Source organism: Porphyromonas somerae DSM 23386 (assembly GCF_000372405.1).
GTDB lineage: Bacteria > Bacteroidota > Bacteroidia > Bacteroidales > Porphyromonadaceae > Porphyromonas_A > Porphyromonas_A somerae.
The window spans coordinates 1-24,865 of the sequence record NZ_AQVC01000038.1; the positions used below are offsets into that span (position 1 = coordinate 1).

Genomic DNA, 24,865 nt, shown 5'->3' on the forward strand with positions numbered 1-24,865 from the left:
GAGACTTTGCACGAAGGATGAGATGCAAGGCGCTGAGGGTGAGGGTGCTGGGAGCGTACTCACGTACGTGACCGAGCCCGAATCCCGAAAGCAACGCAGCAGATCGCCTTCGTGCAACAGTCTCCATTTAGGTCTGGCACACCTCTTTTATTGACTATGAAAGTGATCCTCATTACCCCAGAAGAGCCCTACGAAAACGAGGAGGAGATCATCTCGGAAGCCCTTGAAGTGGGACTTTATCGTTGTCATCTCAGGAGACCCCATTGGTCGATAGGGGAGACCAGAGCCTTTTTGGATTGTTTTTCTTCCGAAGCCTTAGCTAAAATAGTATTGCATGATCACCATCAGCTCGCCAGTGAATATCCAGTGGCGGGGTTACACTTCAACCGACGACACCCATTCTCTAAACGACCAATCGGACTCTCTGCTTCCATCTCTTGCCACTCACTAGAGGAGGTGAAGCGGTACCACGAGCAGATGGACTATCTCTTTCTAAGTCCTATATTCAATAGTATCTCCAAGCCCAATTATCCTGCCCAATTCTCGCTTGAGCAGTTACGTGCTTCCTCTATTATTGATGATAAGGTGATTGCTCTTGGAGGTATCTCACTAGAGAGGCAGCCACTGCTCCACGGTATCCCCTTCGGAGGTATTGCCCTCCTTGGCGACTTCTGGAATCGCCTCCCATCTGCCAATCCCATTGACCACCTCAAAACCTATCTTTCCTTGGAGTATTAGTACAAAAAAATAGGACCTCGTTAGAGATCCTATTAAAAGAGTTCTTAGTCAATGGATGTATCCAATTGATGTATTCCTGTAGCCCATAGGGGAATCGAACCCCTCTTTCCAGAATGAAAATCTGATGTCCTAGCCGATAGACGAATGGGCCAAACCTAAAAATATTTTGCTACTTATAGTCAGCCCTCAATCCTTTACTCTACTGCGTTTAGACAGCTAGGGTATTAACATGCTGTGCAAGAGAGCTCTTGAGGTTCGCTGCTTTGTTCTTGTGAATTCTACCCTTTGATGCTAGACGATCAATAATCGAATTCAGCTCTGGCAACTTGCTCTGTGCCTCACTAGCATCGGTAAGTGCGCGGAAGTCACGAACAGCATTACGCATTGTCTTGCCGTAATAACGGTTTCTAACACGCCTAGTACTGCTTTGTCTTACTCTTTTAAGCGCAGACTTATGATTTGCCATATCTCTTAGTTACTTACTTCAAAATTATAAAACTTGTAGCCCATAGGAGAATCGAACTCCTCTTTCCAGAATGAGAATCTGGCGTCCTAGCCGATAGACGAATGGGCCAGCTAAAAGCAAAATCCGCTTTAGTCTCTACAAAGACACTTCGTTAACTTTGCGTTGGCAAAGATACCAATAATTTCTCAATCCACAAAACTATGGGCGAAATTACTGCCGAAATATCTTGTGTCGCTACTATTAACGGCGGATGCCTAGCTCCTTAATGATAGCACGATACCTCTCAATGTCCTTCTCCATTAGGTAGTCAAGTAAGCGACGACGCTTACCAACCAACATCTTGAGTGCACGGGAGGTGTTATGATCCTTTTTATTTGACTTCATGTGCTCAGTCAAATGCGAGATACGGTATGAGAACAATGCTATCTGGCTCTCAGCGGATCCAGTATCAGTGTTGGACTTCCCGTACTTCTCGAAGATCTCTTGCTTCTTTTCCGAATTCAAGTACATAACTCTACTCAATATATAATAGTTAAACACTTGCAACGCTCTAGCACTCGGCTAGGCCTTCGCTAAGGCAGTTGCGACTGCAAAGGTACCAAAAAATATAAATACTGGGAAATATTTCTCCTGTTTTGTCTGCAGCGTGGATTCTAGCCATGGTATGCACCTCTCCCAAAGCCGCATTATTCGTCTTCGTAGCTACTGTGTGATTTGGTTTCGTACTTCCGGCTCAGTGAATGGATGAAGTCATTCATAGGGACAAGGATGATATTGACTGCCAAGATGGCAAGGGTGCCTAATAGTGTTTCGTAAAAGAAGCCACCTGCAGCTAGCGCACCTATAGCGGAGCTACACCATACGGTAGCCGCCGTAGTGAGTCCACGCACACTCACCCCTTCCTTAAAAATGATACCACCACCAAGGAAGCCGATACCTGTGACTACTTGTCCGATAATTCGTGATACGTCGCCTCCTTTGGCATCTGTAATCATGATGGAGAGAAGCACGTAGAGAGATGCACCAATGGTTACCAAGGTGATGGTTCGTAATCCCGCTGACTTGCTCCTCCATTCACGTTCAAAACCGATGATAAAGCCCGCTCCGATGGCAGCTAATAGGCGCAATGCGAAGTCAAGTGTACTCATATATTGATTTGATTATAGTTTTCTAGTTATTGGATTTCACATTTCTGTAAATATAATAACTTATTGCCACATTCCGTAATAACTACGATTTGGCTGCGGGTTTTACGCCTCAGAGGAGCCTATCGTAGGTCTCTTCTTTTCGAGGATTATCCAGTATCGAATCCTTTTTAACCACCCAAGGTACACTCCCATTTTGGGGTTTCTAGCTGCGAAAATAAGGTGAAAAAATAGGCTAAAATAGGGTTAAAGAGGCCTGTTTTATAACTAATTGAAATTCAGTGTCATATAAAAGCGTTTGCCGAGATGCAACTAAGCGTTTGCTTTGTTGCATCTCGGCAATTGCTTAGTTGCAACTCGCCGATTGCTTAGTTGCATCTCAACTTTTGCCCTACTATTAGGAGACTGCTGCACGAAGTGTTATTCTCAAAAAAAAGAGTGGGGAAGCCCCTATAGAGAGGCTCCCCCACATTCTTTACTCTTATGTTATTCCTTAGATGTCATAGGTAAGCGTTACCGTCACGTTGCGTCCCTTTGCGGGGATGAATTGGAAGGAGCTTACTGCTGATTCGTAATAGAGTTTGTCGGCAATGTTATTGAGATTTAGTTGGATGCCATATCTGTCGTAGCTATATCTGGCCATAAAGTTGAATACGTTGTAGCTTGGAATGGAATATTCGTTGCCACCATCGGTAAATCTTGTGCCCATAAATTCGTGTCCGAAGCCAAGCATCACGTGGTGGTTATTATCAAAGGTGTTTTGTAGCATCAGCCATTCAAAGGCTTTGTGGCGAGGTACTAGACCTACTTGCTTATCGCCATTCTCCTTTGAATCGGAGTAGGTATAATTGGCTGATAGCTGGATGTACTTGCAAGGGGTGATCAAGGCATCTACCTCAAAACCCTTTATGGATTGGTTGTCTGCGAAGTAGCCAAGTAGCTTATCATCACCCTTCTTAAATGCCAGCACATTTTTGGTCTTCATATAGTAAACATTCGCCTCTACGGAGAAGTACTCTTGATCACCAAAGCGGAAGCCCATCTCATACTGTATACCGGTAGTTGGCTTTACCTTAGCCACATCACTTAATTTCATTGGCTGGTCATTTTTATCCACATAATCAAATCCAGACTGCTTGACAAGCTGTGGTTTGAAGAAGCTGGAAGAGGCAGCAAATACATTGAAGTCCTTAGTGAAGTTGTAGACTGCACCTACGCGGTAGGTAGCATAAGGGGTCTTAGTAGGATTGGTAAAGCTGGGATCCTTAGCCTTCATTACATCGCTATCAGCGGTTTGGTACTGCGTGAACTTGCGATCTACATACTCCATACGCACACCAGCCATCAAGTTGAGTTTGCCCCAAGTCATGAAGTCCTGAAGGTAGAGACTATGGCTAATATCACGATAGAGCTGGCGTACCCTGAAGTAGTCAATATTGATAGCACCTTGATTGGTCTGTGGGTTAACTACATCTACCACCTTGTGCTCAGGTAGTGTTCCTTCGCCCGAGCAAGTAGCACCATGGCGGCGATCCATATCCATGAGGGCAAAGTTGTAGCCGATCAATAGGTCATGCTTGGTATTGCCCCAATTTAGGGTTTTGGTCAGCTCTAATTGATTTTGAAGGGCCTTTGTGGTGTAGGCAAATGAGAATTGACCGTGCCCTACCTTATTGGGATCAAGGTACATCCTTACAGGTACTCTTTGGCCATTGACCTCTTTTGTACCCATATAGGTGTAGTCGTATCCAGGGAGTCGCTGCTCACTCTTGGCGTAGAATACTTCGTCTGTGGAGTAGTAGAAGATGTCGTCCCAAGAGCCCATCAGGTGCTCGCTTAATTTCCACCCTTCGCCGAAGTTCCACTGGTACTGGAGGTCAGCAAGCACTGACTTGTGTGCTAGATCATCAGCGTCGGCAGAGTAGGCTCTATCTATCTGTAGGTTGGGGTTCATCCAGCCTCCCTTGATGATATCCGTTGGATCGTCTACGTGGGCGACGTCCTGGGGAAGAATTGGGAGGCCATAATCGCCACGGTAGTTGTCTCTATTGGCTCTTACAGCAAAGTCTAGTATCTGACCAGCTGCTGGAAGCCAGCGGAAGGCAATTGCACCATTGATACCCCGCTCGTAGTTTTGTCGCCAACCATCAGAGTAGACTGCCTCAAGGTCGCCACGAACTGCAAAATTGTCGCTTAAACCGGTGGAGTAGCCAAAGGCTGCCCTTCCTGTCCCATAGCTACCGTAGGAGAAGCGTACATTGGTGGTTGGGGTGAACGTAGGCTTTTTGTGCACAATATTCACCAATCCACCAAGTGCGGAGTGGCCACCCTGTAGCGATGCAGCACCCTTAATCACCTCAATACGATCTACTGAAGCAAGGCCAGTGATAGGCGCACTTTGCCAAAATGAGGCACGGTCATCACGCATACCATCATTCAGCATCAAGGTGTTCATGATACCTCTTAGCATCACCATGTGGAAAGCGCCATACTGCTTGTGTGCAGTCACGCCAGGGAGTAGGTTGGTCACCTCGGTGATCTCATTAACCCCCAAGGCACGAATCCCCTTTGAGGTAATGATGGAGGTGGTCATAGGCAGCTGGCGAGCAGGGGCCGAGATCTTTCCAAGCTCAGTTGGCTTCATGATACGAAGACCACTCACTACCACTTCATTGATGGTCTGAGTCATCTGCACGCTATCCAAACTAGATGGCGTTAGCGAGTTGTCTTGAGCACTCGCAAATAGTGCTGGAGCCAAAGCCAGTGCTACACCCATAATTGAAGTCATTAGTTTTCTCATACTTCTTACAATTAATAATATGTAAATATAAAATACCAATCATGCTCATACCTTAAGCGAGCAGACTATAGATTGTAAGAAGCAAGAGGGTAGAGAGGGTCACGGTGCCATTTGGGTACACCACCTCTGAGATACCTCACTTAGACAGGCCTTAATTTCCCGAAAGCCTACACATCTATACAAATGTCGCCTAAAGTAACAACGCTCAAGAGGTAGGTCTTCCGGCTCTTCCAGTGCTGGGATTTTCTCCTCGCCTTCCCATACATTACTTCTGTACAGTGGCTATGGATACACTCAATTGGAAATACGGCTGCGGGTTCAGCTTTGGCTTTGCCTGTTTAATGGCGTACCAAATTCCCTTACACCTCCTAAACCTTTGCAAGTATACTAAATAATCCAATCCAAAGAGTTTCTAAGTGTTAATTCAGTCGTTTGTGGGATATTATTTAGTAAATCATACAGAATATATCGCAACCCTGAGTGGCCACTAATCATTTAGATTATGGTACCTTTGCAGTGGTCATAATAAAAAAGCTCCTCTTGGTAGCTTAGCGATACCAAGTGGAGCAAAGAAAGTAGCCCCGACGGGAATCGAACCCATATCTAAAGTTTAGGAAACTTTTGTTCTATCCGTTGAACTACGAGGCCATTTACGCACGAAGATGCGTGGTGCAAAATTACCATTATTATTCTTGATATGCAAGAAAAGATATCTATAAGTGTGATAACCGTCTGCTATAATGCGGCAGGAGAGATAGGGCATACACTCCAATCGGTAGCAAGCCAGACCTATCCTCATATTCAATATATAGTGGTGGATGGCGCCTCTACTGATGGTACCGTGGCGCTGATTGATCAGTACCAAGGTAATATTGACTTCTTTATAAGTGAGCCAGATAGAGGGATATACGATGCTATGAATAAGGGGATTAAGGCAGCTACAGGCGATTATCTCTGTTTTATGAATGCTGGTGATACCTTTCATTCTCCAACTACCCTCTCAGCGGTCTTTGCTCAGATCAAGAGCCCTTTGCCTGATGTGATCTATGGAGAAACAAATATCGTCGATGAAAATAGACAGTTCCTCAGACCCCGACGCCTGAGTACCCCAGAGCAGCTTACCTATCGCAGTTTCTTAAAGGGGATGGTGGTTTGTCACCAATCCTTCTATCCACGTAGAGACTTAGTGCCATGCTATAATCTTGGCTACCGCTTTTCCAGCGACTTTGATTGGTGCCTTAATATCTTGTCAAATGCTCAGCACACCTATAATAGTCGGTTGATCCTGACAGATTACCTTTCGGAAGGAGCTACCACTCGAAATCACCGTGCCTCTCTCAAGGAGCGGTTCAAGATAATGGGTCGCCACTATGGGTGGGTAAAGACGCTTTTTGCCCATCTCTTCTTTGCATTTCGGTGGTTATTGAAATAGCATCAAGTAGTGGATCCAAAGGTGTGTTGCATCATCTCATAAATTGGCGGTTCAAAAAGAGTAGGGTAATAGGCTGCTTAAGTCAAATATATTCTATACATTTGTGGAAAAGAGATAGTTACAAATAATTCAATAACAAAAAACGAAAGTATTATTACTATGGCAAATTACAAGATTGAAACGATAGAGGGCATTGGCTCAGCTTTTGGTCAGAAGCTTAGAGAGGCAGGTATCAAAACAACTGACGAGTTACTGAAAGCAACCAAGACCAAGAAGCAGAGAAAAGAATTGGCCGGTGCGACTGGCATTAATGAGGATAAGATACTTACATGGGCTAATCATGTGGATCTCTTCCGTATCCAAGGCGTTGGAGCTCAGTATGCCGAGCTACTAGAGGCTACTGGCGTTGATACAGTTAAGGAGCTAGCCAATAGAAATGCCGAGAACCTTGTACAGAAGATGGAGGAGGTCAATAACTCTAAAAAGCTAGTGCGTCGTATCCCACCTCTTAAGTCGGTTCAAAAGTGGATCGAAACTGCTAAGGCTCTTCCAAGAGGTTTAGAGTATTGATTTAGCAACGTTGCTCATATAGCATACAGGTGAGGCTGGCAGAGCCAATCGCCTGTAGGAGATGAGCAAATTGATTTAGCTACCCTAGTGGTCGCACAGTGATTATTGTGTGACTAGTGGGGTAGCTCTATATTTTGCAGATGATCTTATGGCCTCTTTGTCTAGGGCGAATTGGTCATAGCTATATTATCTCATTAAAATTGTGTACTTTTGTTAAGGTATGGAATACAAGACCTATATTAGATAAGTATGCAGTCAGAGCAGGATTATGGAGTAGTGGTGCAATCAGCTTTTGATCAATTGCTGGCTGATTACCTCAATTCAAACCATCGGAAGCGCACCGATGTTATTTGCAAGGCCTTTAATCTGGCACGTGCAGCACACGAGGGGGCAAAGCGCAAGAGTGGAGAGCCCTACATCCTACACCCTATCGCAGTAGCAAGCATTTGCTGTAATGAGATAGGGCTGGGCTCCACGAGCATCGCTTCGGCGCTCTTGCACGATGTGGTGGAGGATACCGAATATACAGTGCAGGATATCCGTGATATGTTTGGCCCTACCATTGCTCGTATTGTGGATGGGCTCACCAAGCTCTCTGGTGAGATTTTGGCGGAGATGATGATGGGTAAGGAGAATGCTTCGGCCCAGCTCGAAAATATCCGTCACCTCCTTCTGACGGCCAATAATGATATGCGGATTGTTATTATCAAGATTGCTGACCGTCTGCATAACATGCGTACGCTAGGAAGTATGCCATTGGCAAAGCAAGCAAAGATCGCCTCCGAGACACGCCTATTCTATGCTCCACTCGCAGAGCGACTGGGTATGTACGATATTATGAGTGAGCTCAATGACCTTTCACTTAAGTACGACCATCCTCAGCAATACATCGAGATACAGGAGGAGATAGAGCGCAGCGGTGCCAAGCGCTCCAAGCTCTTTCAGCTATTCTATGCCGAAGTGCGCGAAGACCTCGAAGCTACTGGGTTAGTTTACGAAATTCAGCATCGGATGAAGGGCATCTATTCCATCTGGAAAAAGATGACGACCAAGCAATTATCCTTTGATGAGATTTATGACCTATTTGCCATCCGGATTGTGTTTGAGCCGACTCGTAATGATACCGAATACGATGATTGCTTTAGGATCTATCGAGCCATAAGCCGGCATTTTAGGATTAAGGACGACCGCACTCGAGATTGGCTCACCAAGCCTAAGGAAAATGGCTATCAAGCCCTCCACATCACTGTTATGGGGCCCCTCGGAGAGTGGGTAGAGGTGCAGATCCGTTCAAAGCGAATGCATGAAATGGCGGAGCGAGGACTGGCAGCACATTGGAGATACAAGCAGCACCCTGGGGAGATCGACGAAATAGAGCAAAATATTCTCAATAACGTGAGGGTACTCCTCAGCAATCCTGGACCTAGTGCATCGGACGACTACGAGACAATGATGTACAAGTTTACCACGGAGGAGATGCTGATATTCACCAAGATGGGAGACCAATTGAGAGTACCTCAAGGGTACACTGTGCTCGACTTCGCTTATGAACTAGGTAGAGAGTATGGCGATCATTGCCTTGGTGCCAAGGTCAATCATGTGATGGTTAATATCGACTATCCCCTTCACAGTGGTGACCAGATAGAAGTGCTCACTGCCTCTAAGGTACAGCCGAGAGAGGAGTGGCTGGAGTATGTTACTAGTCCACAAGCCAAGCGTTATATTCGTAATTACCTGAGTAATGTTCGTACCAAGCAGATCCAAAGAGGTCGAAACCTTCTCGAAGCCCATCTCCACAGAGAGGGGTATGCGTTGGGAGATTTGGTCCCTAATTTTGGGCATGTGCTGAGCTACCCTACACCCGAGCATCTATTCCTCGCAGTACAGTCGGGCGAGGTCTCGCTAGACGATGACTTGACCAAGCAATTAATAGAGGATCGGCACAAGGGAAATCGTATGAGCGAAGACCGCCAGTTGTGGCTCGATTCGGATGAGACCCAGGTACCTAGCATCGCTCCGGAGGACCGCAAAAAACTCTATACCCTAGAGGCGAGGGATGGCCGTAGAAATTATATCCGTTCTCTCTGCTGTAAACCAATCTGCGGGGAGGAGGTAGATGGGATACTGAATCATAAAGACCAAGTGGAAGTACATAAAAAGAGTTGCTCAATTGCTATGCAGCTCAAAGCCACTTATGGTGACCGAATCGTGGCGGTGGCATGGGGTCCTCATATCCACTCCAACTTTGGAGTTACTCTAGAGGTGGAGGGAGTTAATCAGGATGGTTTTGTCCACAATGTCCTCGGCACCATTAGAGATTTGAGAGTTCCCTTGATAGAGATTCATTTCTCTAGCTCCATTGATCGGGCTATCGGTACTTTACGCATACGTATTCCTAATATTACAGAGCTGAATTATCTCATTCGTCGATTAAAAGACGAAAATGATATCCTTCACATACAAATACTGACCAATAAACCAATACTTTAAGACATGGCAAGAATCATTGCACCCTCCGTGCTATCGGCGGACTTTCTAAACCTCGGGCGTGATATAGAGATGCTCAACCAGAGCAAAGCAGAGTGGATACACTTGGATATTATGGACGGGCTATTTGTGCCCAATATCTCCTTTGGGCTACCTGTAGTCCAAGCTATCCGCAAAGCTACGACTAAGACCCTTGACGTCCATTTAATGATAGAGCAACCAGAACGTTATATCACCGCTTTTGCGGATGCTGGAGCGGACGTCCTCACGCTGCACTACGAGGCGTCGCGCCACTTGCATAGAGCGATGCAACAGATACGTGATGCTGGCATGAAGGCTGGCGTGGTCCTGAACCCCCACACCCCTGTAGAGCTACTCCAAGACCTACTCCCTTATCTTGATCTAGTACTCTTGATGTCGGTTAACCCTGGCTTTGGAGGACAGAAGTTTATCCCTCAAATACTTGATAAGACGGTAAGGCTTAAAAAAATGATTGAGAAGCGGGGACTAGAGGTGCTGATTGAGGTAGATGGCGGAGTGAACGCTGAGACAGCAGCGCAGCTCTTTGATGCCGGAGCAGATGCCTTGGTGGCGGGAAGCTACGTATTTGGCTCCGAGGATCCTCAGAAAACTATCGAAAGGCTTTTAGAGGTATAGAGGAGAGGCGTGCCACACCACAGAGCTACCTCTCCATGTCATCACTGCTAGTCCCTAGGATTGAGTATACCCATCGTCCAGCTTTCAGATTGGTGATAGGGGTCTTATTGGGTGCTTTGATTGCCCAGTCGGACTACCTCTTTGCGATAAGCATCACCCTGGTTGTTGTGATCGGGGTGTTGCTTTTCTATCCTTTCAAAAAGATCAAGGCAGAGTTGCTGATTTGGACCCTATTCATCGCCATCGCCTTCGGTCTGTATACCCATCTTAGGGGTGCTAGATATGAGCAAATTCTTCAGCCTTGCAGCGTAAGTCATGCTAGAGTAAAACTTCTTTATCCCCTCATCGCTAGTGCCGAGAGTGAAATTCGGTATCGGGCAAAGGTAGAGCTCCCCAATGGTCAATGGATCAATGTGCAGCTTAGAGTGCCTGGCTCCAGCACCATCAATGAGGCGAATAGCTACGGAGCCGAAGGGGTGGCAGCACTTGATCTCTCACCACTCAGCGCACTCAAGAATAAAGGCTATCGAAAGTATCTCATCAGTGAGGGAATTCATGCTACGGCCACCATTCAGAGCATTGAGACATTAGCTCCGATGTCCAATAAACCTCTGACAAGTATCCTTCAGCACTGGCGCTATCTCCTTCGGCATCAATTTGAGACACTCGCCTCTGACTACATACCGTGGGAGGGTAGGGGACTTATCTATGCCATCTCTCTTGGTGACCGCTCACTGCTCCCCTCTAGTCTGAAACGGCAATTTACCGATTCGGGCGTGGCTCACTTATTGGCACTTAGTGGTTATCACCTAGGTGTGGTGGCGTGGATAGCTAGCCTACTTATTGGATGGGCACTTTGGCAATATGAGTGGCGGTACCTCCGTTACCTCCTCCTTTTTATAGTGCTTCTCGCTTACACTCTATTCTCTGGAGCCTCCACGGCTACCGTCAGAGCCTTCCTATTGAGCGCCCTTCTTATTGGTGGAAAAGTGCTTACCAGACCCACTGACCCCATTCAGCTCCTCTCACTAGTCTTCTTGGTATTTATAGTGATCAATCCTTTTGCTTACTATAGTATCGGATTACTCTTAAGTCTTTCCGCCGTTTGGGGCATCTATAGTTTTTTCCCCCTCTTCAAAAGGTTGCTTAACCCTACCAATAGACTTCTCCAGTGGCTTAGAGACCTCATCTGCCTTGCTGTGGCGGCACAGATTGGAGTACTTCCACTCCTATTTTATAACTTTGGAGCCGCTCCACTTGTATTTATTTGGAGTAATATCCCCCTCGTATTTATCAGCAGCTTACTGATCCCCTTGGCACTAGTTGCCTTCTTGCTTACTGCTATTTTTGACTGGGTGCCTAGTTTCCTATTAGAGATGCTCCGGCTCATGACTGGGTGGATGCACTCGGTCACCTCACTCTTTAGTCACGATCCAATGAGCCTCACCCTCCAGTTTGATGGCATTGCCCTCGCCCTCTATTACCTCATAGCTTACCTCGCATACCGCCTATTGCATAGCTACACCTGCCAAGTAGAGATTGCAAGAATTACTCACCCATCTCACGAGGAGCTTTAATCCAAGTCGTTACGGTTGTTAAAAGAGAACGCCCTATGTCGGTAAAGACATAGGGCGTTCTCTTTTCAGTGATCTCAGCTAATATTATTCATTAACGCTCAACGCATACTCTATGCGTCGAATCGATTCTTCAATGCCTAGAATATGGATGATTTCATGGATCTTAGCGCCACGGCCTTCGCCTACCAGAGCCATACGGATCCCATTCATCACCCGACCCATAGGTAGTTCATCTCCCTTTATCTTGTCGTAAAGTGCCTGCTCAATAGTCTCCTGAGATGCCCCCTTATCTAGCCCCTTGAGTAGGTCAATGATCATCCGCAGGTATTCAGGTGTCTCCGCCTTCCAATGCTTCTTCATTCCCTTCTCTTCAAAAGTGGTAGGCGCTACAAATAGATACTTCACCTCCCGTACAAAGTCGGGGAGCAATTGTACTTTCTCCTGTGCGGTGGCAATCGCCTCCTTGAGCTTCTCATCGCTAGCTTCGATGCCCTCTGCTTCGAGCATTGGACGCACAATGGGGAGTAATTGGTCTAGCGACATCATCTGGATATAGTGGTGGTTGAACCACTTAGCCTTCTCAAAGTCAAAGCGGGCACCGCTCTTGCTACACCTCTCTAGAGAAAAGGCATCTTTCAGCTGCTCCATAGAGAAAATCTCTTGCTCTGTGCCAGGGTTCCAGCCAAGGAGAGCCAGGAAGTTGATCACAGCTTCGGGAAGATACCCTTGTTCGCGATATCCTGTGGAAATAGTGCCATCCTTTGGGTCGACGAACTCAAGTGGAAATACAGGAAAACCGAGTTTGTCGCCATCGCGTTTGCTGAGCTTACCATTACCCGTAGGTTTGAGGATTAAGGAGAGGTGTGCAAACCTAGGCATACTCTCCTGCCACCCAAACGCCTCATAAAGTAGTACATGGAGTGGGGCGCTAGGCAACCACTCCTCACCCCTGATCACCTCAGTAATCTTCATCAAGTGGTCATCTACAATATTGGCAAGGTGATAGGTGGGTAAGCTATCACTACTCTTGTAGAGTACCTTATCATCAAGGATGGATGAATTGATCACTACTTTGCCACGGATCAGGTCATTGACCTCTACATCTCTATTGGGCTCTACTAAAAAGCGCACTACATATTCGGCGCCACTATTGATGAGCTGGTCGACCTCCTCTTTGGGGAGCGAAAGGCTATTCCGCATCTGCTCACGTGTGGTGGCATCGTAGCTGAAATTGGGGTACTCCTTTCGTGCAGCCTCCAGCTCCTCTACAGTGTCAAAAGCATAATAAGCTTTGCCAGCATCCAGCAACTGCTGCACATACTTTTGGTAGATTTCCTTTCGCTCACTTTGGCGGTAAGGGCCGTAGGGCTGATGGTCGGTACCAATGCCCTCATCAATCTCAATGCCAAGCCACTGCAAGGCCTCAATGATATACTCTTCCGCTCCTGGTACAAAGCGTTTGCTATCTGTATCCTCAATGCGAAGCACCATCGTGCCACCGTGGTGGCGAGCATAGAGATAATTAAAAAGTGCTGTACGCACACCGCCAATATGAAGTGCACCTGTAGGACTTGGTGCAAACCTTACTCTCACCATATTATATATGTGTATCAAATCTGTTATTTACAACAAAGGTACAAAATCACTGCCACATTCAAAAACGCCACCCCCTCCCATGCGAGATTGTGCGGTATAAGAGCCAGACATAAAATCCACCTAAAATAGGGCCACATAGCCATCTTGTAATTGATTGGAAAACAGTGTTATACAAAAGCGTTTGTCGAGATGCAACTAAGCAATCGGCGAGATGCAACTAAGCAATTGCCGAGATGCAACTCGCCGATCGCTTAGTTGCATCTCAACTTTTGCCCTCTTAGCCCATGGGTTTATTGAGGTCGAAAATTGTTGTACGAAGGTGAGCCAAACCGTCTAGGTTTTCGAAAGGAGGCCATGGTATCAAAAATGTCGCTGTGAGTATTTGACCTCAGTTACGAACGGGACTACGCATTCGTTACTCTCAAATTGCTCAGATTTTGGCTATTCTTATGAATTATGTGTACATTTGTAAGGTAATAAGCGGAGGGTTTGTTTTTACAAGATATAAATTTATGAGTAAGGTAGATGTACTACTTGGTCTCCAATGGGGAGACGAAGGAAAAGGGAAGGTGGTAGATGTGCTCACACCACGGTATGACATGGTGGCTCGCTTTCAAGGAGGGCCAAATGCAGGACATACTCTAGAATTTGACCATAAGAAGTTCGTGCTTAGATCCATCCCCTCTGGAGTTTTTCAGGGCGGTAAAACCAACTTAATAGGTAATGGAGTAGTGCTAGACCCTGTGCTATTCAGAGATGAAGCACAGTCGCTAGAGGAGAGTGGTGTGGATCTCAAGCATCGCCTCTTGATCTCCAAGAAGGCACACTTGATACTCCCTACCCACCGACTGCTTGATGCCGCCAATGAATTGGCAAAAGGCGATAAGAAGGTTGGCACCACTGGCAAAGGGATTGGCCCAACCTATACCGACAAGGTGAGCCGTAACGGCCTAAGGGTGGGCGATATCCTAAGTCCCGACTTCCCTGCAAAGTTTGAGGCCATCAAGAAGCGCCACTTTGCTCAGTTAAAGGGCCTCAATTACTCCATTGAGACACAAGCACCTGATTATGCCGAGAATGAGCAGGAGTGGCTGGAGTCCTTGGAGTATCTCAAGGAGTACCAATTGGTTAATGGCGAGGCGAAGGTGAATGATGCCCTTTCTCACGATAAGCTTGTATTAGCAGAGGGAGCGCAAGGCTCACTACTGGATATTGACTACGGCTCTTACCCCTTTGTTACCTCTTCCAATACCGTTGCTGCTGGTGCTTGCATTGGCCTAGGTGTATCCCCTAGAAACATCGGACGTGTTTTTGGTATATTCAAAGCCTACTGCACGAGAGTGGGTGCCGGTCCTTTCCCTACCGAGCTCTTTGATGCCACGGGCGACAAGATTTGCGAGGTAGGTCGGGAGTTTGGCTCTGTTACAGGTCGTAAGCGTCGCTGTGGTTGGGTAGACCTTGTGGCACTTAAGTATACCACTATGCTCAATGGCGTTACCGACCTTATCATGATGAAGAGCGACGTACTTGATGGATTTGAAGAGATCAAGGTGTGCGTTGCGTATGAAGTGGATGGCAAGGAGACCACTGAGATGCCTTTTGAACTGTCGGACGAGGTGAAGCCTGTCTACAAGAGCTTTAAGGGGTGGCAACAAGATATGACCTCCTGCACTAGTGAGGCAGAGTTTAGCACTGAATTTAGAGAGTACCTCAAGTTTATTGAAGAGTACCTAGGGATACCTATTTATATAGTATCGGTAGGGCCAGATAGGGCTCAAACCATTATTCGTAAATAATAATATAGCAGATTACAGGGTATGCCTACAGCTTATATATTGATGTTTGGGGTGATGATTCTGGGCATGTTGGTCCAGTGGAACCTCCAAAGTGTATTCAAAAAGTATTCTCAGGTGCGTCTAGATAGCGGCCTCACAGGTCGAGAGGTGGCGGAGAGAATGCTTATGGAGAATGGTCTGACGGATGTCCGGGTGTTATCAACCCGTGGAAAGCTTACAGACCACTATAATCCCTTGGATAAGACCATCAACCTAAGCGAGTCAGTATACAATAGCAATAGTGTGATGGCAGCAGCGGTGGCGGCTCATGAGACAGGGCATGCCCTCCAGCATGCAATGGGATATGCACCACTGAAGATGCGCTCGGCCTTAGTGCCTGTGGTGCAATTTTCATCTAGCATTGTCAATATTGTACTGATTGCTGGCATCCTTTTGCTAAATGTGTTTCCCAAGCTTCTGCTCGCTGGGATTATCCTATTTGGTGTCACTACGCTATTTAGTATCATTACCCTTCCAGTGGAGGTAGATGCCAGTAGAAGGGCTTTGGCATGGCTAGAGCGAAGCCGTGTAACCAGCTACGAGCAACAGCCAAAAGCTAGTAAAGCACTCCGAGCAGCTGCCTACACCTACTTTGCTGCTGCTATTGGCTCCATAGCTACTTTGCTCTACTACTTGACTATTTATAGCAGTCGTAGATAAAAATTATCCTCAATTTACTTGTGGGTATCAATAAAATGTGTACATTTGTAGAGAGGAATGTGAAAAAGCTCTATAACACGTGTCGCGAGCTTCCAAATTATCCTCTGGTGGCTTTGAATAATTGATTACAATATACTAAGACCGAATAACTTATGAGACAAAAAAAGACGGACAGAGCAAATCTGGAAAATGGCAAGGGGCTATACTTCCTGATGGGTTTGGTCGTTGCCTTGGCTGCAGTCTTCGTTGCTTTCGAATGGGGCAATAAAGATGTAGTGGTGGCTGAGGATGATAGAAACTTCGTCATTGAGGAAGTGGAGGATATCCAAATCACTCCACAAGAGGAAGAACCACTTCCTCCAGAGCCTGAGGTGGAAACTCCTGTAGTCGTTGAGAATCTACAGATCGTGGAGGACGACGTAAAGGTGGCCGATGTGACCATCGCTTCTGTGGATGATGCTGCAAACAAGCTACAACAAACCTTTACTCCTCCAGCACCTACACAAAGGGCGAGAGAAGAGGTGGCTGATGATCATATCTTTGAGTACCTCGAGGAGATGCCTGAGTTCCCAGGTGGTCAAGCTGCGATGATGAAGTGGCTATCAAAGAACATCAACTATCCACCAATCGCAGCAGAGAATAATATCCAAGGTCGTGTGATGGTCTCTTTCGTGGTAGAGCCTAATGGATCTATCTCCAACGTTAAGATCGTGAGAGGTGTAGACCCTAACCTTGATAAGGAGGCAATGCGTGTGGTAGGCAAGATGCCTAAGTGGAAGCCAGGTATGCAAACCGGTAAGCCAGTGCGTGCACGTTTTACACTGCCAGTACAGTTTAGGCTACAGTAATAATAACAACGACTAAGTCGTAAGTAATACGTGGGTCGTGTGAGACATATCTCGCACGACCCACGCTTTATATAGAGATCGTCACACCAAGGCGATCTGCTATGATGCTTTTGAGAGCAGCCTTGCGAGTGCTCCCTTGGGGGTGCCTTATCGGACAGGTCGGACGAGTCGGACGAGTCGGACGAGTCGAACAAGACAATCGGATCTCAGTAGAGCACCTTCACATTTACTCAAACCTTGGTAGAGGTTTTCGTCCGACTTGTCCGACTTGTCTGACCTGTCTGACTTGTCCGATAAGGGTCCAAGAGAAAAGGACCTCCGAAGGGAGATCCTTTTACGTTGTGGTATTTAAGGTGAAGGAGGTTACTCTTTGGGATCCTCTGTTGGTTCCTCTTTTGATTCCTCTTTAGGGGCCTCTTCTTGGGTGATTTCGGTTGACTCCGAGGCTGCTAGAGCCTCCTTCTCTTGATTCGGAGGGGTCTCGGCTTCCTCCTTTTTGTCTTTAGCTGCACCTCCTGGTTTGGGGGTTTCTCTAAAGATATCTAGGAAGCTGGTGGGGCGCCCTTCGGGGAACCAGACGAAGTCGGGATAGTAGAGCTGACTTTCGTCGATCAGCAGCACTGGACTTACGGTGCCAACTTGCCGTCCCATCAGCTTCACCTTGCTTAGCTCCTTCTCCTCAAACTGCATAAGTATCTCACTGCACTGTGCCTTGACATGCTCTGTAGCGATGCTATCGGGATTAAGACTATAGTATATCACCTCGGCATTGCCACGGGTCCAGACCGAGTCCATCTGCTGGTCGGAAAAGTAAGCCAGTACCTCTCTACCCCGCATCTGATTGAAGTGCTTCTCCTCATCCACCTTACTAGAAAGGTAGGCATTTTCCCTAATGTGAGCATAATCTAGTTCCCCATTATGGATAAATAGCGACACCGTATCTCCCGTCACTTGCGACTCTCCACTCCAGATAAATGGCTTCCCGTAGCTCACCATCACCGAGTCGCGAGTATTGTAGATAATAGAATCGGCTACCGCTTGTGCATTGGAGCGGTAGAGGCGGGCATTGCCTATCCCCTTAAAAAGGTTACTCACCGAGTCGGCCTTGATCATCTCCATCAGTTTGGCATGCATATAGAGGGTATCTTCACTGGAGTACTCCACGATATAAGCACTATCTTGTGCAAAACCATAGCCAATGTCTTCATGATAAACTGCGAAATTGCCAAATAGAGCCACCTGCTGGGCAGTATCTTTCATCTGGATATGGCGGTACATCTCTGCTCGCATTGCTGCACGGTCGTAAAATAGCGAGTCACCCGTCATCCATCGAGTTCCAGAGACCATTACTGGCCGATTCATCAGATAGGCGAGGTCATTTTCAGTATCATAAGTTCCCCTAGAGGTATAGATGATTCCGCTATCCCCCACGATACGAGAGGGGCTCACAATATCTGCGAGTTTGGTCTCTGTATCATAATTCAATTGATCGGTATAGAGCTTAAAATTGGGGTTGTCCAACACCACATCTTCTTCAAACACCACCTTTTTACTCTTGGTATCGTAGGTGCCGTAGGTAGAGCTAAGTACATTAAGTGTATCAGCAACCGATCCGGTATCAAAGTAGTAGCCAAGACCGGTCTTGCGATCGTAGTCAAGACTATCGGTATAGAGGTGGTTATCTCCATGATTCATCACCACCGACTCTCGCAGGCGTGCTAGGAGGTTCATCCCATTGTAATCGATATAATTACAAGTGATCTCGAGTGAATCGCCTTGCTCAATACGCACTGATCCGAAGCCTTCAAATCTATTCTGCTCCTGATAGAGCTTGGCGCTATCGCAGTACATGGTCGCATCCTTGTGGCGAAGTACCACATTGCCCACCAGCAGCTGTGCGAAAGTATCTACATCACGATCGTATTTCCAGAGGTCGACATTCTCAATAAAAATACGCTCTTTGCCGGCAGTTGGGTTACTTATCGTGTCGCGATACAAAGAAGTCACGGCAGTAGTAGCCCTCAATGATAGGCTACTACCCCGTGACGAAATGATAAAAAGTAGCAGGAGGGCTACTGCTCCAGCCACCCTGGATATTGAAACTCGCATTGGCGATACTCTGGACTAATTCGTACGTAGGTCTTCTTCTGCTTCTCCCTGATCCATTCATGGAGGGTTTCATCTTGCTTCTTTTGTAGCACAATGCCCTTTACCACTTGATAGTCATCAACCACATTGGCTCGGTGACCAGGGACACGCTTCTTGAGCTTCACAATCGCCACCACAGTATTATTGTTTTTATCAAGCATTGTAAATGGAGCAGAAATCTCTCCCTCCTGGAGCTTTGCCACCTGGGCAGAAACCTCCTGAGGTAGATCCTCCATCACAAAGCGAGAGGTGCCGTAGTACTGGCTTTGGTGATTGGCATTGACCATCTGACCATTGGAGAGACGGCTATCCTCGTCATACGAATAGTACTTGGCCGCTACCTCAATGGGCAAGCTATCTACACGGATTAGGTGGGCGATAGAATCCATGCGGTTGGTCGTTGCAGTTAGCTCGTCACCATCCACATGTGGGCGGAGCAAGATATGTCGCACATTGATTTGATCACCACGCTTCTCAATCAGCTGCATGATGTGGTAGCCACGAGCAGTCTTCACGATTCGAGATACCTTGTCATTATCGGGCAGACCAAAGGCAACGTTGGCAAACTCTGGTTCAAGCTCTGCCCTTCCTACGAAGCCCATCTCGCCACCCTTGAGTGCGGTATTGCCATCCTCTGAGTAGATACGAGCAACGGTCTCAAAGCTCATCTCGCCCTTACTGATCTTATCGCTATACTCAATCAGCTTCTGTTTCACTCGGTCCACCTCACTCACCTGTACCTTTGGCTCCTGGGTCACAATCTGTACCTCTACCGTAAGAGGCATAAAGGGGAGGCTATCCCGATTGACTGTATCATAAAAGCGATTGACCTCCGATGGAGTGACTTGGATATCGCCCACCAGCTTCTGCTGCATCTGCATCATCACATACTCCTCGCTCACCACCTTGCGACGCTCGGCACGGATTTGGGCGAAGTTGCGACCAAAGTACTCCTCTACCTTTTCACGGCTGCCCACCTCATTGACCACTGCATCAAGCCACTGATTAACTGCTGCTGTGACCATCTGTTCATTGGGGTAGACACTATCTATTTGTGCCTGATTAAGGAATAGCTTTTGTATCGCCATCTGCTCAGGAATGATACAGCGGGCATTGCCCTCCATACGTTGACCCGTAGATTCGTAGTAGAGACGCTGACGCTCAATATCGGAGAGAAGGATGGTCTCGTCGCCGATCACCCACGCCACTTCATCCACTACATTGGCTCTACTTTGGGCATAGACCTTTGGTGCAAAAGCTCCCAAGAGTGAGAGAAAGGCAACCACAGAGATCACCGAGGTTATAACACTTTTATTCATAACTACTTATTTCTTACTTGCATTTTTCTTTGCCCACGCATCACGCAGACCAACTGTTTGATTGAATACCAACTTATCTGGAGTGCTATCCTTATCAACTGTAAAGTAGCCCTTGCGGACAAATTGGAAGTGTTGCTCAGGCTGCACATCACGAAGCCAATCCTCGGCATAAGCCACAGGGATAATCTGCTCGCTATCTGGATTGATCAGCTCGGCAAGGTCTTCAGCATCGGCCGATGCAGGGTCCTCCACCATAAAGAGGCGGTCGTACATCCTTAGCTCTACAGGAAGAGCGTGAGCGGTGCTTACCCAGTGGATGGTTCCCTTTACCTTACGATTGGCATTGGGCATTCCCGATTTGCTCTCAGGATCGTAGGTAGCATAAACCTCAACTACACGGCCTTCCTCATCCTTTTTGCAGCCAGTACACTCAATGATATAGGCACCTCTCAGTCGCACCTCCTGGCCAGGGGTGAGCCGGAAGTACTTCTTTGGAGCATCCTCCATAAAGTCCTCACGCTCGATCCATAGCTCACGGCCAAAGGTGATCTCGTGATGCTCAGGTGTCTCTGCCTCGGGATTATTGAGCACCCTCATCTGCTCCTCCTTCCCCTCGGGATAGTTGGTAATCACTAGCTTGATAGGATCCATCACCACGGCAGCTCTATCGGCCACTTTATTTAGATCCTCACGCACGGCGCTCTCCAGCATCGCCATATCGACCGTACCATCATACTTGGTGTACCCTATCATATCAATAAAGTTGCGGATACTTCTAGGGGTATAGCCTCTCCGACGTAACCCCACAAGGGTAGGCATACGTGGGTCGTCCCAACCGTGTACCAGACCTCTTGTCACTAGCTCCATCAACTTACGCTTACTCATCATCGTGTAGGTAAGATTGAGGCGATTAAACTCGTACTGATGTGGTCGGTACTCATCTGTCTTAAGTAGCTCCACTAGGTAATCGTAGAGAGGGCGGTGCACCACAAACTCGAGCGTACAGATAGAGTGCGTTACGCCCTCGAAGTAGTCGCTCTGCCCGTGGGCAAAGTCGTACATAGGATAGGCACTCCACTCCTTACCTGTGCGGTGGTGTGGGTGGTGAATCACACGGTAAATAACAGGGTCACGGAAGTGCATGTTAGGGTTGGCCATATCGATTTTGGCACGTAGCACCATCGCCCCCTCGGGGATCTCTCCGTGTCGCATCTTCTCAAATAGCTCCAAGCTCTCCTCTGCAGGCCGATCTCGATAGGGACTGTGGGTTCCTGGCTGGGTAGGGGTTCCCTTTTGGGCAGCTATCTGCTCGGAAGTCTGCTCATCCACATAGGCGTGCCCCTCCTTAATCAAACGGATAGCAAAGTCGTATAGGTCCTGGAAGTAGTCCGAAGCATAGTAGATATTGCCCCACTCAAATCCGAGCCAATGGATATCCTCTTTGATTGCCTCAATATACTCCGTCTCCTCCTTCACAGGATTGGTATCATCGAACCTCAGGTTACAAACACCATTGTACTTCTCCGCAATCCCAAAGTCAATGCATACCGCCTTGGCATGCCCTATATGGAGATAGCCATTGGGCTCTGGTGGAAACCTCGTCTGGATACGACCTCCATTGAGTCCATTCCGAATATCCTCCTCCACGATTTGCTCAATAAAGTTGAGTGACTTCTCAGTCACACTCTTTTCTGCCCCAGTAGGCTTCACATCCTTATTCATAATCTATATTCTCTACAACTTACTGATGAAGACGAAGTTTTTGAGCACCTCGTCGTCTGATTTTTCAATGTCCTTTCCTTTCCCCTCCCACCATATATTTCCGCCTTGTACAAATAGCACATGGTCTCCGATATTTGCCACCGAATTCATATCGTGGGTATTGACAATGGTGGTCATCTGATCCTCCAATGTTATCTCCCGCAACAATATGTCAATCATCTTGGAGGTCTCCGGATCCAAGCCACTCGTTGGCTCATCGCAAAATAGATAGCGTGGCCTTAGGGCGATGGCACGAGCGATCGCCACACGCTTTTTCATTCCCCCACTGATCTCCCCTGGATATTTGTAGCGAGCATCATAGAGCTGCACACGCTCCAAGCACTCTTTAGCCCTTGCTCGTCTACTTGCTCCCTTTTCATCCGAAAACATATCTAGCGGATAGAGCACATTCTCCATCACATTCATGCTATCAAAGAGAGCTGAGTTTTGAAAGAGCATCCCCACCTTCTGACGCAATAGGCGCGTCTCCTCAGGAGATAGGGTCTGTAGCTCAATGCCGTCATAGGACACAGACCCTTTAGTCGGCTCCAGTAGTCCAATGACGCACTTCATCAATACCGTCTTGCCTACTCCCGACTTGCCAATGATCAAGGAGCACTCACCAGGATTGAAGGTAGCATTCACCCCCTTCAGCACCTCTTTATGCCCAAAGCTCATATGTAGATCACGTACCTCTATCATATCCCTCTACACAAGCATTAATTGAGTGAGGACTAAGTCACAAATGAGTATCGCCACATTACTCATCACCACGGCCTTGGTACTAGCACGCCCTACCTCCAACGCTCCGCCCTTCACATAATATCCAAAGTAGGAGGCAATGGAGGCAATAAAGAATACATACACAAGGCTCTTCACCACCGAGTAAAAGATATTATAGGGCTTAAAGAAAAGCTGAAGCCCAGACTCAAACTGACTGATGGGGATGTTGGGCGAAAGCAGACAAGCCAAGTAACCACCCCCCAAGCCGACACACATACTGATCATGACCAATACTGGCACAAAGATCATCATACCAATAATCTTGGGGAGAATCACATAGTTGGCCGAATTCACTCCCATGATATCCATCGCATCCAGCTGCTCGGTAATACGCATCGTGCCAATTTCGCTCGCAATGCTACTGCCACACTTGCCAGCTAAGATCATACACATAATGGTGCTCGAAAACTCCAAGAGTACAATCTCGCGAGTGGCATACCCGATTGTGAACTTTGGGATCAATGGGTGGCTCATATTGATCCCCAATTGCATCGTCAGTACAGCTCCTAGAAAGAAAGAGACCAATACCACAATCCAAATGGAGCCAACGCCCTGCACATACACTTCGCGAATCAGCTCGCGAAGAAACATACGATGGCGCTGGGGACGCTTAAAAACCTCCCTCAGCAATTGTACGTAACTACCTATGCGTTCAAGAGCAATACCCATCTGATATCAAGTCAATACCTATCACTAATCATCAAAAACATAATACCCACAAAGATACCAATTTAGAGACAACTGACAAGTACCACCTGCGAATCAAAGCAGGGGTTACTTTGATTATATCGCTACTTTGAGAACTCGTATATCTGCTGCTACAGGCGAGAACGGCACTTTGTGCAACATTCCCTTCCATAATGTATATGGTAATGAGGAGAGCCGCTATTCCGCCTTTTTCTTCTCCGCTTCTTTCAGTGCCTCTTTCTGCGCTTCCTCGTAGCGCCGACGCTCATTGATATGTATCTGCTCGTAGTCCTTGTCGGAGTCTACAACCACCAGCACGCCATTCTCAAGTACCAAGTGATAGACCATCGGGACAGGCTCACTCATCCATCCGTACGGCTGATAAGAACCTCGATAGACTAAAATCTCACGCACACCCTCGTCCAGTGCCTCCTTATTGACAAAGTCGGGCCCATACCGCATGACCTTCAGCACCTCTGACTTTGTCATTCCCAACTCTAGAGAAGTGACGCTCTTGTGGACTCTTTTCCCCTTATTGTAATACTCATCCAGAGAGCTACAGCCAGATACCGCCAGCCAAAGGAGGAGGAACAGGGGAATAATCTTGATAATACGACCAGTCATAAACAGACTCTATCAATAGGGATAGATACAACAAAGATACGAAAAAACCATACATTCCTATCCTAGAACCAGCTCTAACGTCAGGGTTACGCATTAGAATAGTCTTGAAAGTGGTATTTATCGGGGTATTTATGAATAAGGAGACTGTTACTCTGTGTTCATAATTAACATCCACGGATAAATCGATACCACAAATAAGGGGGCTAATGGTCTTCGTACAACTGCCTAAAAAAGCAACAGCTAAGTGGTCAAAAGTTTAGTTGCAACTAAGCAATTGCTTTGTTGCAACTCAGCATTTGCTTAGTTGCAACTCAGTTTTCGATTTTATATGGTGTTGAATATCAGTTTGTTATAAATTGGCTTTTTGGGCCACTACTTTCCCCTATATTTTAGAGACTGTTGCACGAAGGCGATCTGCTGCGTTGCTTTCGGAATTCGGGCCTCGGTCACGTACATAAGTACGCTCCCTTCGTCCTCATCCTCAGCGCCTTGCATCTCATCCTTCGTGCAAAGTCTCAGCACATTTGAAGCAAATGTGCGAGAATGGCACTTTGTGCAACATTCTCAATAGGGTCATTAACTTCAAATGCGTAGCCCTGCGAATCAGGATTATGAGACAAAAAATAGCAATCTCTCCTTAATACCCCTCCCAATTGCTCGGAATTGACTAATTTTGTATCGTATTCTGTTTGATAATGATATGAATAAAGATAGTATTCGGACCGTCCAACT

At 47.0% G+C, this 24,865-nt stretch carries 21 protein-coding genes, 3 tRNA genes and 1 riboswitch; of the genes, 9 read left to right on the top strand and 15 right to left on the bottom strand.

What is annotated here, in order from left to right; translation table 11 throughout:
• Positions 1 to 156 precede the first annotated feature (156 nt).
• Positions 157 to 738 (top strand): thiamine phosphate synthase, encoded by a 582-nt coding sequence (locus tag A3GK_RS0107605; protein ID WP_018028864.1) that lies wholly within the window; start codon positions 157 to 159, stop codon positions 736 to 738.
• Positions 739 to 817: 79 nt separating this feature from the next.
• Here A3GK_RS0107605 and A3GK_RS0107610 read toward each other — a convergent pair.
• From A3GK_RS0107610 to A3GK_RS0107645, 7 genes are all read right to left on the bottom strand, one after another.
• A tRNA-Glu gene (locus tag A3GK_RS0107610) sits at positions 818 to 889 on the bottom strand.
• Positions 890 to 946: 57 nt separating this feature from the next.
• Positions 947 to 1,204 carry a 30S ribosomal protein S20 gene (gene rpsT, locus A3GK_RS0107615; RefSeq protein ID WP_021903612.1) on the bottom strand — a complete coding sequence of 86 codons (258 nt, stop codon included), beginning with the start codon at positions 1,202 to 1,204 and terminating at the stop codon, positions 947 to 949.
• Positions 1,205 to 1,240: 36 nt separating this feature from the next.
• Positions 1,241 to 1,312: transfer RNA gene (locus A3GK_RS0107620), tRNA-Glu, on the bottom strand.
• A gap of 132 nt (positions 1,313 to 1,444) precedes the next feature.
• Entirely contained in the window at positions 1,445 to 1,714 is a 270-nt protein-coding gene (rpsO, locus tag A3GK_RS0107625; protein WP_018028866.1) for a 30S ribosomal protein S15, read from the bottom strand.
• A gap of 176 nt (positions 1,715 to 1,890) precedes the next feature.
• Positions 1,891 to 2,352 carry an MgtC/SapB family protein gene (locus A3GK_RS0107635; protein WP_018028868.1) on the bottom strand — a complete coding sequence of 154 codons (462 nt, stop codon included), beginning with the start codon at positions 2,350 to 2,352 and terminating at the stop codon, positions 1,891 to 1,893.
• Between the two features lie 490 nt (positions 2,353 to 2,842).
• Positions 2,843 to 5,149 carry a TonB-dependent receptor gene (locus tag A3GK_RS0107640; protein WP_081605323.1) on the bottom strand — a complete coding sequence of 769 codons (2,307 nt, stop codon included), beginning with the start codon at positions 5,147 to 5,149 and terminating at the stop codon, positions 2,843 to 2,845.
• A 194-nt stretch (positions 5,150 to 5,343) separates the two neighbouring features.
• Positions 5,344 to 5,533: riboswitch (cobalamin riboswitch) on the bottom strand.
• Positions 5,534 to 5,725: 192 nt separating this feature from the next.
• Positions 5,726 to 5,797, bottom strand: a tRNA-Arg gene (locus A3GK_RS0107645).
• Positions 5,798 to 5,846: 49 nt separating this feature from the next.
• Between A3GK_RS0107645 and A3GK_RS0107650 the strand changes: the two genes are divergently transcribed.
• From A3GK_RS0107650 to A3GK_RS0107670, 5 genes are all read left to right on the top strand, one after another.
• Complete coding sequence (locus tag A3GK_RS0107650; RefSeq protein ID WP_018028870.1) at positions 5,847 to 6,581, top strand: glycosyltransferase family 2 protein; 735 nt, start codon at positions 5,847 to 5,849, stop codon at positions 6,579 to 6,581.
• Between the two features lie 159 nt (positions 6,582 to 6,740).
• On the top strand, positions 6,741 to 7,151 hold the full coding sequence (locus A3GK_RS0107655) for a DUF4332 domain-containing protein (protein ID WP_018028871.1): 411 nt from the start codon (positions 6,741 to 6,743) through the stop codon (positions 7,149 to 7,151).
• A 249-nt stretch (positions 7,152 to 7,400) separates the two neighbouring features.
• The gene (locus A3GK_RS0107660; protein WP_018028872.1) at positions 7,401 to 9,641 is read left to right on the top strand and encodes a RelA/SpoT family protein; all 2,241 of its coding nucleotides are present in this window, start codon (positions 7,401 to 7,403) and stop codon (positions 9,639 to 9,641) included.
• A 3-nt stretch (positions 9,642 to 9,644) separates the two neighbouring features.
• Positions 9,645 to 10,295 carry a ribulose-phosphate 3-epimerase gene (gene rpe / locus A3GK_RS0107665; RefSeq protein ID WP_018028873.1) on the top strand — a complete coding sequence of 217 codons (651 nt, stop codon included), beginning with the start codon at positions 9,645 to 9,647 and terminating at the stop codon, positions 10,293 to 10,295.
• Positions 10,296 to 10,330: 35 nt separating this feature from the next.
• On the top strand, positions 10,331 to 11,872 hold the full coding sequence (locus tag A3GK_RS0107670) for a ComEC/Rec2 family competence protein (RefSeq protein WP_018028874.1): 1,542 nt from the start codon (positions 10,331 to 10,333) through the stop codon (positions 11,870 to 11,872).
• 84 nt (positions 11,873 to 11,956) lie between these two features.
• Here the strand turns inward: A3GK_RS0107670 and gltX are convergent, their stop codons facing one another.
• Positions 11,957 to 13,468, bottom strand: a complete 1,512-nt coding sequence (gene gltX, locus A3GK_RS0107675) for a glutamate--tRNA ligase (protein WP_018028875.1) — start codon at positions 13,466 to 13,468, stop codon at positions 11,957 to 11,959.
• Positions 13,469 to 13,980: 512 nt separating this feature from the next.
• Between gltX and A3GK_RS0107680 the strand changes: the two genes are divergently transcribed.
• The 3 genes from A3GK_RS0107680 (at position 13,981) to A3GK_RS0107690 (ending at position 16,811) form a co-directional block, all read left to right on the top strand.
• Positions 13,981 to 15,264: an adenylosuccinate synthase gene (locus tag A3GK_RS0107680; RefSeq protein ID WP_018028876.1), complete on the top strand. Its 1,284-nt coding sequence runs from the start codon at positions 13,981 to 13,983 to the stop codon at positions 15,262 to 15,264.
• 21 nt (positions 15,265 to 15,285) lie between these two features.
• Positions 15,286 to 15,963 carry a zinc metallopeptidase gene (locus A3GK_RS0107685; RefSeq protein WP_018028877.1) on the top strand — a complete coding sequence of 226 codons (678 nt, stop codon included), beginning with the start codon at positions 15,286 to 15,288 and terminating at the stop codon, positions 15,961 to 15,963.
• Positions 15,964 to 16,115: 152 nt separating this feature from the next.
• The gene (locus A3GK_RS0107690) at positions 16,116 to 16,811 is read left to right on the top strand and encodes an energy transducer TonB (protein WP_018028878.1); all 696 of its coding nucleotides are present in this window, start codon (positions 16,116 to 16,118) and stop codon (positions 16,809 to 16,811) included.
• Positions 16,812 to 17,174: 363 nt separating this feature from the next.
• Here the strand turns inward: A3GK_RS0107690 and A3GK_RS0107695 are convergent, their stop codons facing one another.
• From A3GK_RS0107695 to A3GK_RS11610, 7 genes are all read right to left on the bottom strand, one after another.
• Positions 17,175 to 18,920, bottom strand: coding sequence for an OstA-like protein (locus A3GK_RS0107695; RefSeq protein WP_155799470.1), 1,746 nt, complete (start codon positions 18,918 to 18,920; stop codon positions 17,175 to 17,177).
• The gene (locus A3GK_RS0107700; RefSeq protein ID WP_018028880.1) at positions 18,884 to 20,278 is read right to left on the bottom strand and encodes a peptidylprolyl isomerase; all 1,395 of its coding nucleotides are present in this window, start codon (positions 20,276 to 20,278) and stop codon (positions 18,884 to 18,886) included. The genes A3GK_RS0107695 and A3GK_RS0107700 overlap by 37 nt, the downstream gene beginning before the upstream one ends.
• A gap of 6 nt (positions 20,279 to 20,284) precedes the next feature.
• Positions 20,285 to 22,000 carry a glutamine--tRNA ligase/YqeY domain fusion protein gene (locus A3GK_RS0107705; protein ID WP_018028881.1) on the bottom strand — a complete coding sequence of 572 codons (1,716 nt, stop codon included), beginning with the start codon at positions 21,998 to 22,000 and terminating at the stop codon, positions 20,285 to 20,287.
• A 12-nt stretch (positions 22,001 to 22,012) separates the two neighbouring features.
• On the bottom strand, positions 22,013 to 22,741 hold the full coding sequence (locus A3GK_RS0107710) for an ABC transporter ATP-binding protein (RefSeq protein WP_018028882.1): 729 nt from the start codon (positions 22,739 to 22,741) through the stop codon (positions 22,013 to 22,015).
• Positions 22,742 to 22,747: 6 nt separating this feature from the next.
• Positions 22,748 to 23,491 carry an MlaE family ABC transporter permease gene (locus A3GK_RS0107715; RefSeq protein WP_018028883.1) on the bottom strand — a complete coding sequence of 248 codons (744 nt, stop codon included), beginning with the start codon at positions 23,489 to 23,491 and terminating at the stop codon, positions 22,748 to 22,750.
• 216 nt (positions 23,492 to 23,707) lie between these two features.
• Positions 23,708 to 24,133 (bottom strand): hypothetical protein, encoded by a 426-nt coding sequence (locus A3GK_RS0107720; RefSeq protein ID WP_018028884.1) that lies wholly within the window; start codon positions 24,131 to 24,133, stop codon positions 23,708 to 23,710.
• A gap of 515 nt (positions 24,134 to 24,648) precedes the next feature.
• A partial coding sequence (locus A3GK_RS11610; RefSeq protein ID WP_211205461.1) for a hypothetical protein occupies positions 24,649 to 24,865 on the bottom strand: 217 nt, incomplete at its 5' end.

Coding starts and splice junctions, on each gene's coding strand:
- A3GK_RS0107605 (WP_018028864.1), top strand. CDS start 157: ATGAAAGTGATCCTCATTACCCCAGAAGAGCCCTACGAAAACGAGGAG.
- rpsT (WP_021903612.1), bottom strand. CDS start 1,204: ATGGCAAATCATAAGTCTGCGCTTAAAAGAGTAAGACAAAGCAGTACT.
- rpsO (WP_018028866.1), bottom strand. CDS start 1,714: ATGTACTTGAATTCGGAAAAGAAGCAAGAGATCTTCGAGAAGTACGGG.
- A3GK_RS0107635 (WP_018028868.1), bottom strand. CDS start 2,352: ATGAGTACACTTGACTTCGCATTGCGCCTATTAGCTGCCATCGGAGCG.
- A3GK_RS0107640 (WP_081605323.1), bottom strand. CDS start 5,149: ATGAGAAAACTAATGACTTCAATTATGGGTGTAGCACTGGCTTTGGCT.
- A3GK_RS0107650 (WP_018028870.1), top strand. CDS start 5,847: ATGCAAGAAAAGATATCTATAAGTGTGATAACCGTCTGCTATAATGCG.
- A3GK_RS0107655 (WP_018028871.1), top strand. CDS start 6,741: ATGGCAAATTACAAGATTGAAACGATAGAGGGCATTGGCTCAGCTTTT.
- A3GK_RS0107660 (WP_018028872.1), top strand. CDS start 7,401: ATGCAGTCAGAGCAGGATTATGGAGTAGTGGTGCAATCAGCTTTTGAT.
- rpe (WP_018028873.1), top strand. CDS start 9,645: ATGGCAAGAATCATTGCACCCTCCGTGCTATCGGCGGACTTTCTAAAC.
- A3GK_RS0107670 (WP_018028874.1), top strand. CDS start 10,331: ATGTCATCACTGCTAGTCCCTAGGATTGAGTATACCCATCGTCCAGCT.
- gltX (WP_018028875.1), bottom strand. CDS start 13,468: ATGGTGAGAGTAAGGTTTGCACCAAGTCCTACAGGTGCACTTCATATT.
- A3GK_RS0107680 (WP_018028876.1), top strand. CDS start 13,981: ATGAGTAAGGTAGATGTACTACTTGGTCTCCAATGGGGAGACGAAGGA.
- A3GK_RS0107685 (WP_018028877.1), top strand. CDS start 15,286: ATGCCTACAGCTTATATATTGATGTTTGGGGTGATGATTCTGGGCATG.
- A3GK_RS0107690 (WP_018028878.1), top strand. CDS start 16,116: ATGAGACAAAAAAAGACGGACAGAGCAAATCTGGAAAATGGCAAGGGG.
- A3GK_RS0107695 (WP_155799470.1), bottom strand. CDS start 18,920: ATGCGAGTTTCAATATCCAGGGTGGCTGGAGCAGTAGCCCTCCTGCTA.
- A3GK_RS0107700 (WP_018028880.1), bottom strand. CDS start 20,278: ATGAATAAAAGTGTTATAACCTCGGTGATCTCTGTGGTTGCCTTTCTC.
- A3GK_RS0107705 (WP_018028881.1), bottom strand. CDS start 22,000: ATGAATAAGGATGTGAAGCCTACTGGGGCAGAAAAGAGTGTGACTGAG.
- A3GK_RS0107710 (WP_018028882.1), bottom strand. CDS start 22,741: ATGATAGAGGTACGTGATCTACATATGAGCTTTGGGCATAAAGAGGTG.
- A3GK_RS0107715 (WP_018028883.1), bottom strand. CDS start 23,491: ATGGGTATTGCTCTTGAACGCATAGGTAGTTACGTACAATTGCTGAGG.
- A3GK_RS0107720 (WP_018028884.1), bottom strand. CDS start 24,133: ATGACTGGTCGTATTATCAAGATTATTCCCCTGTTCCTCCTCCTTTGG.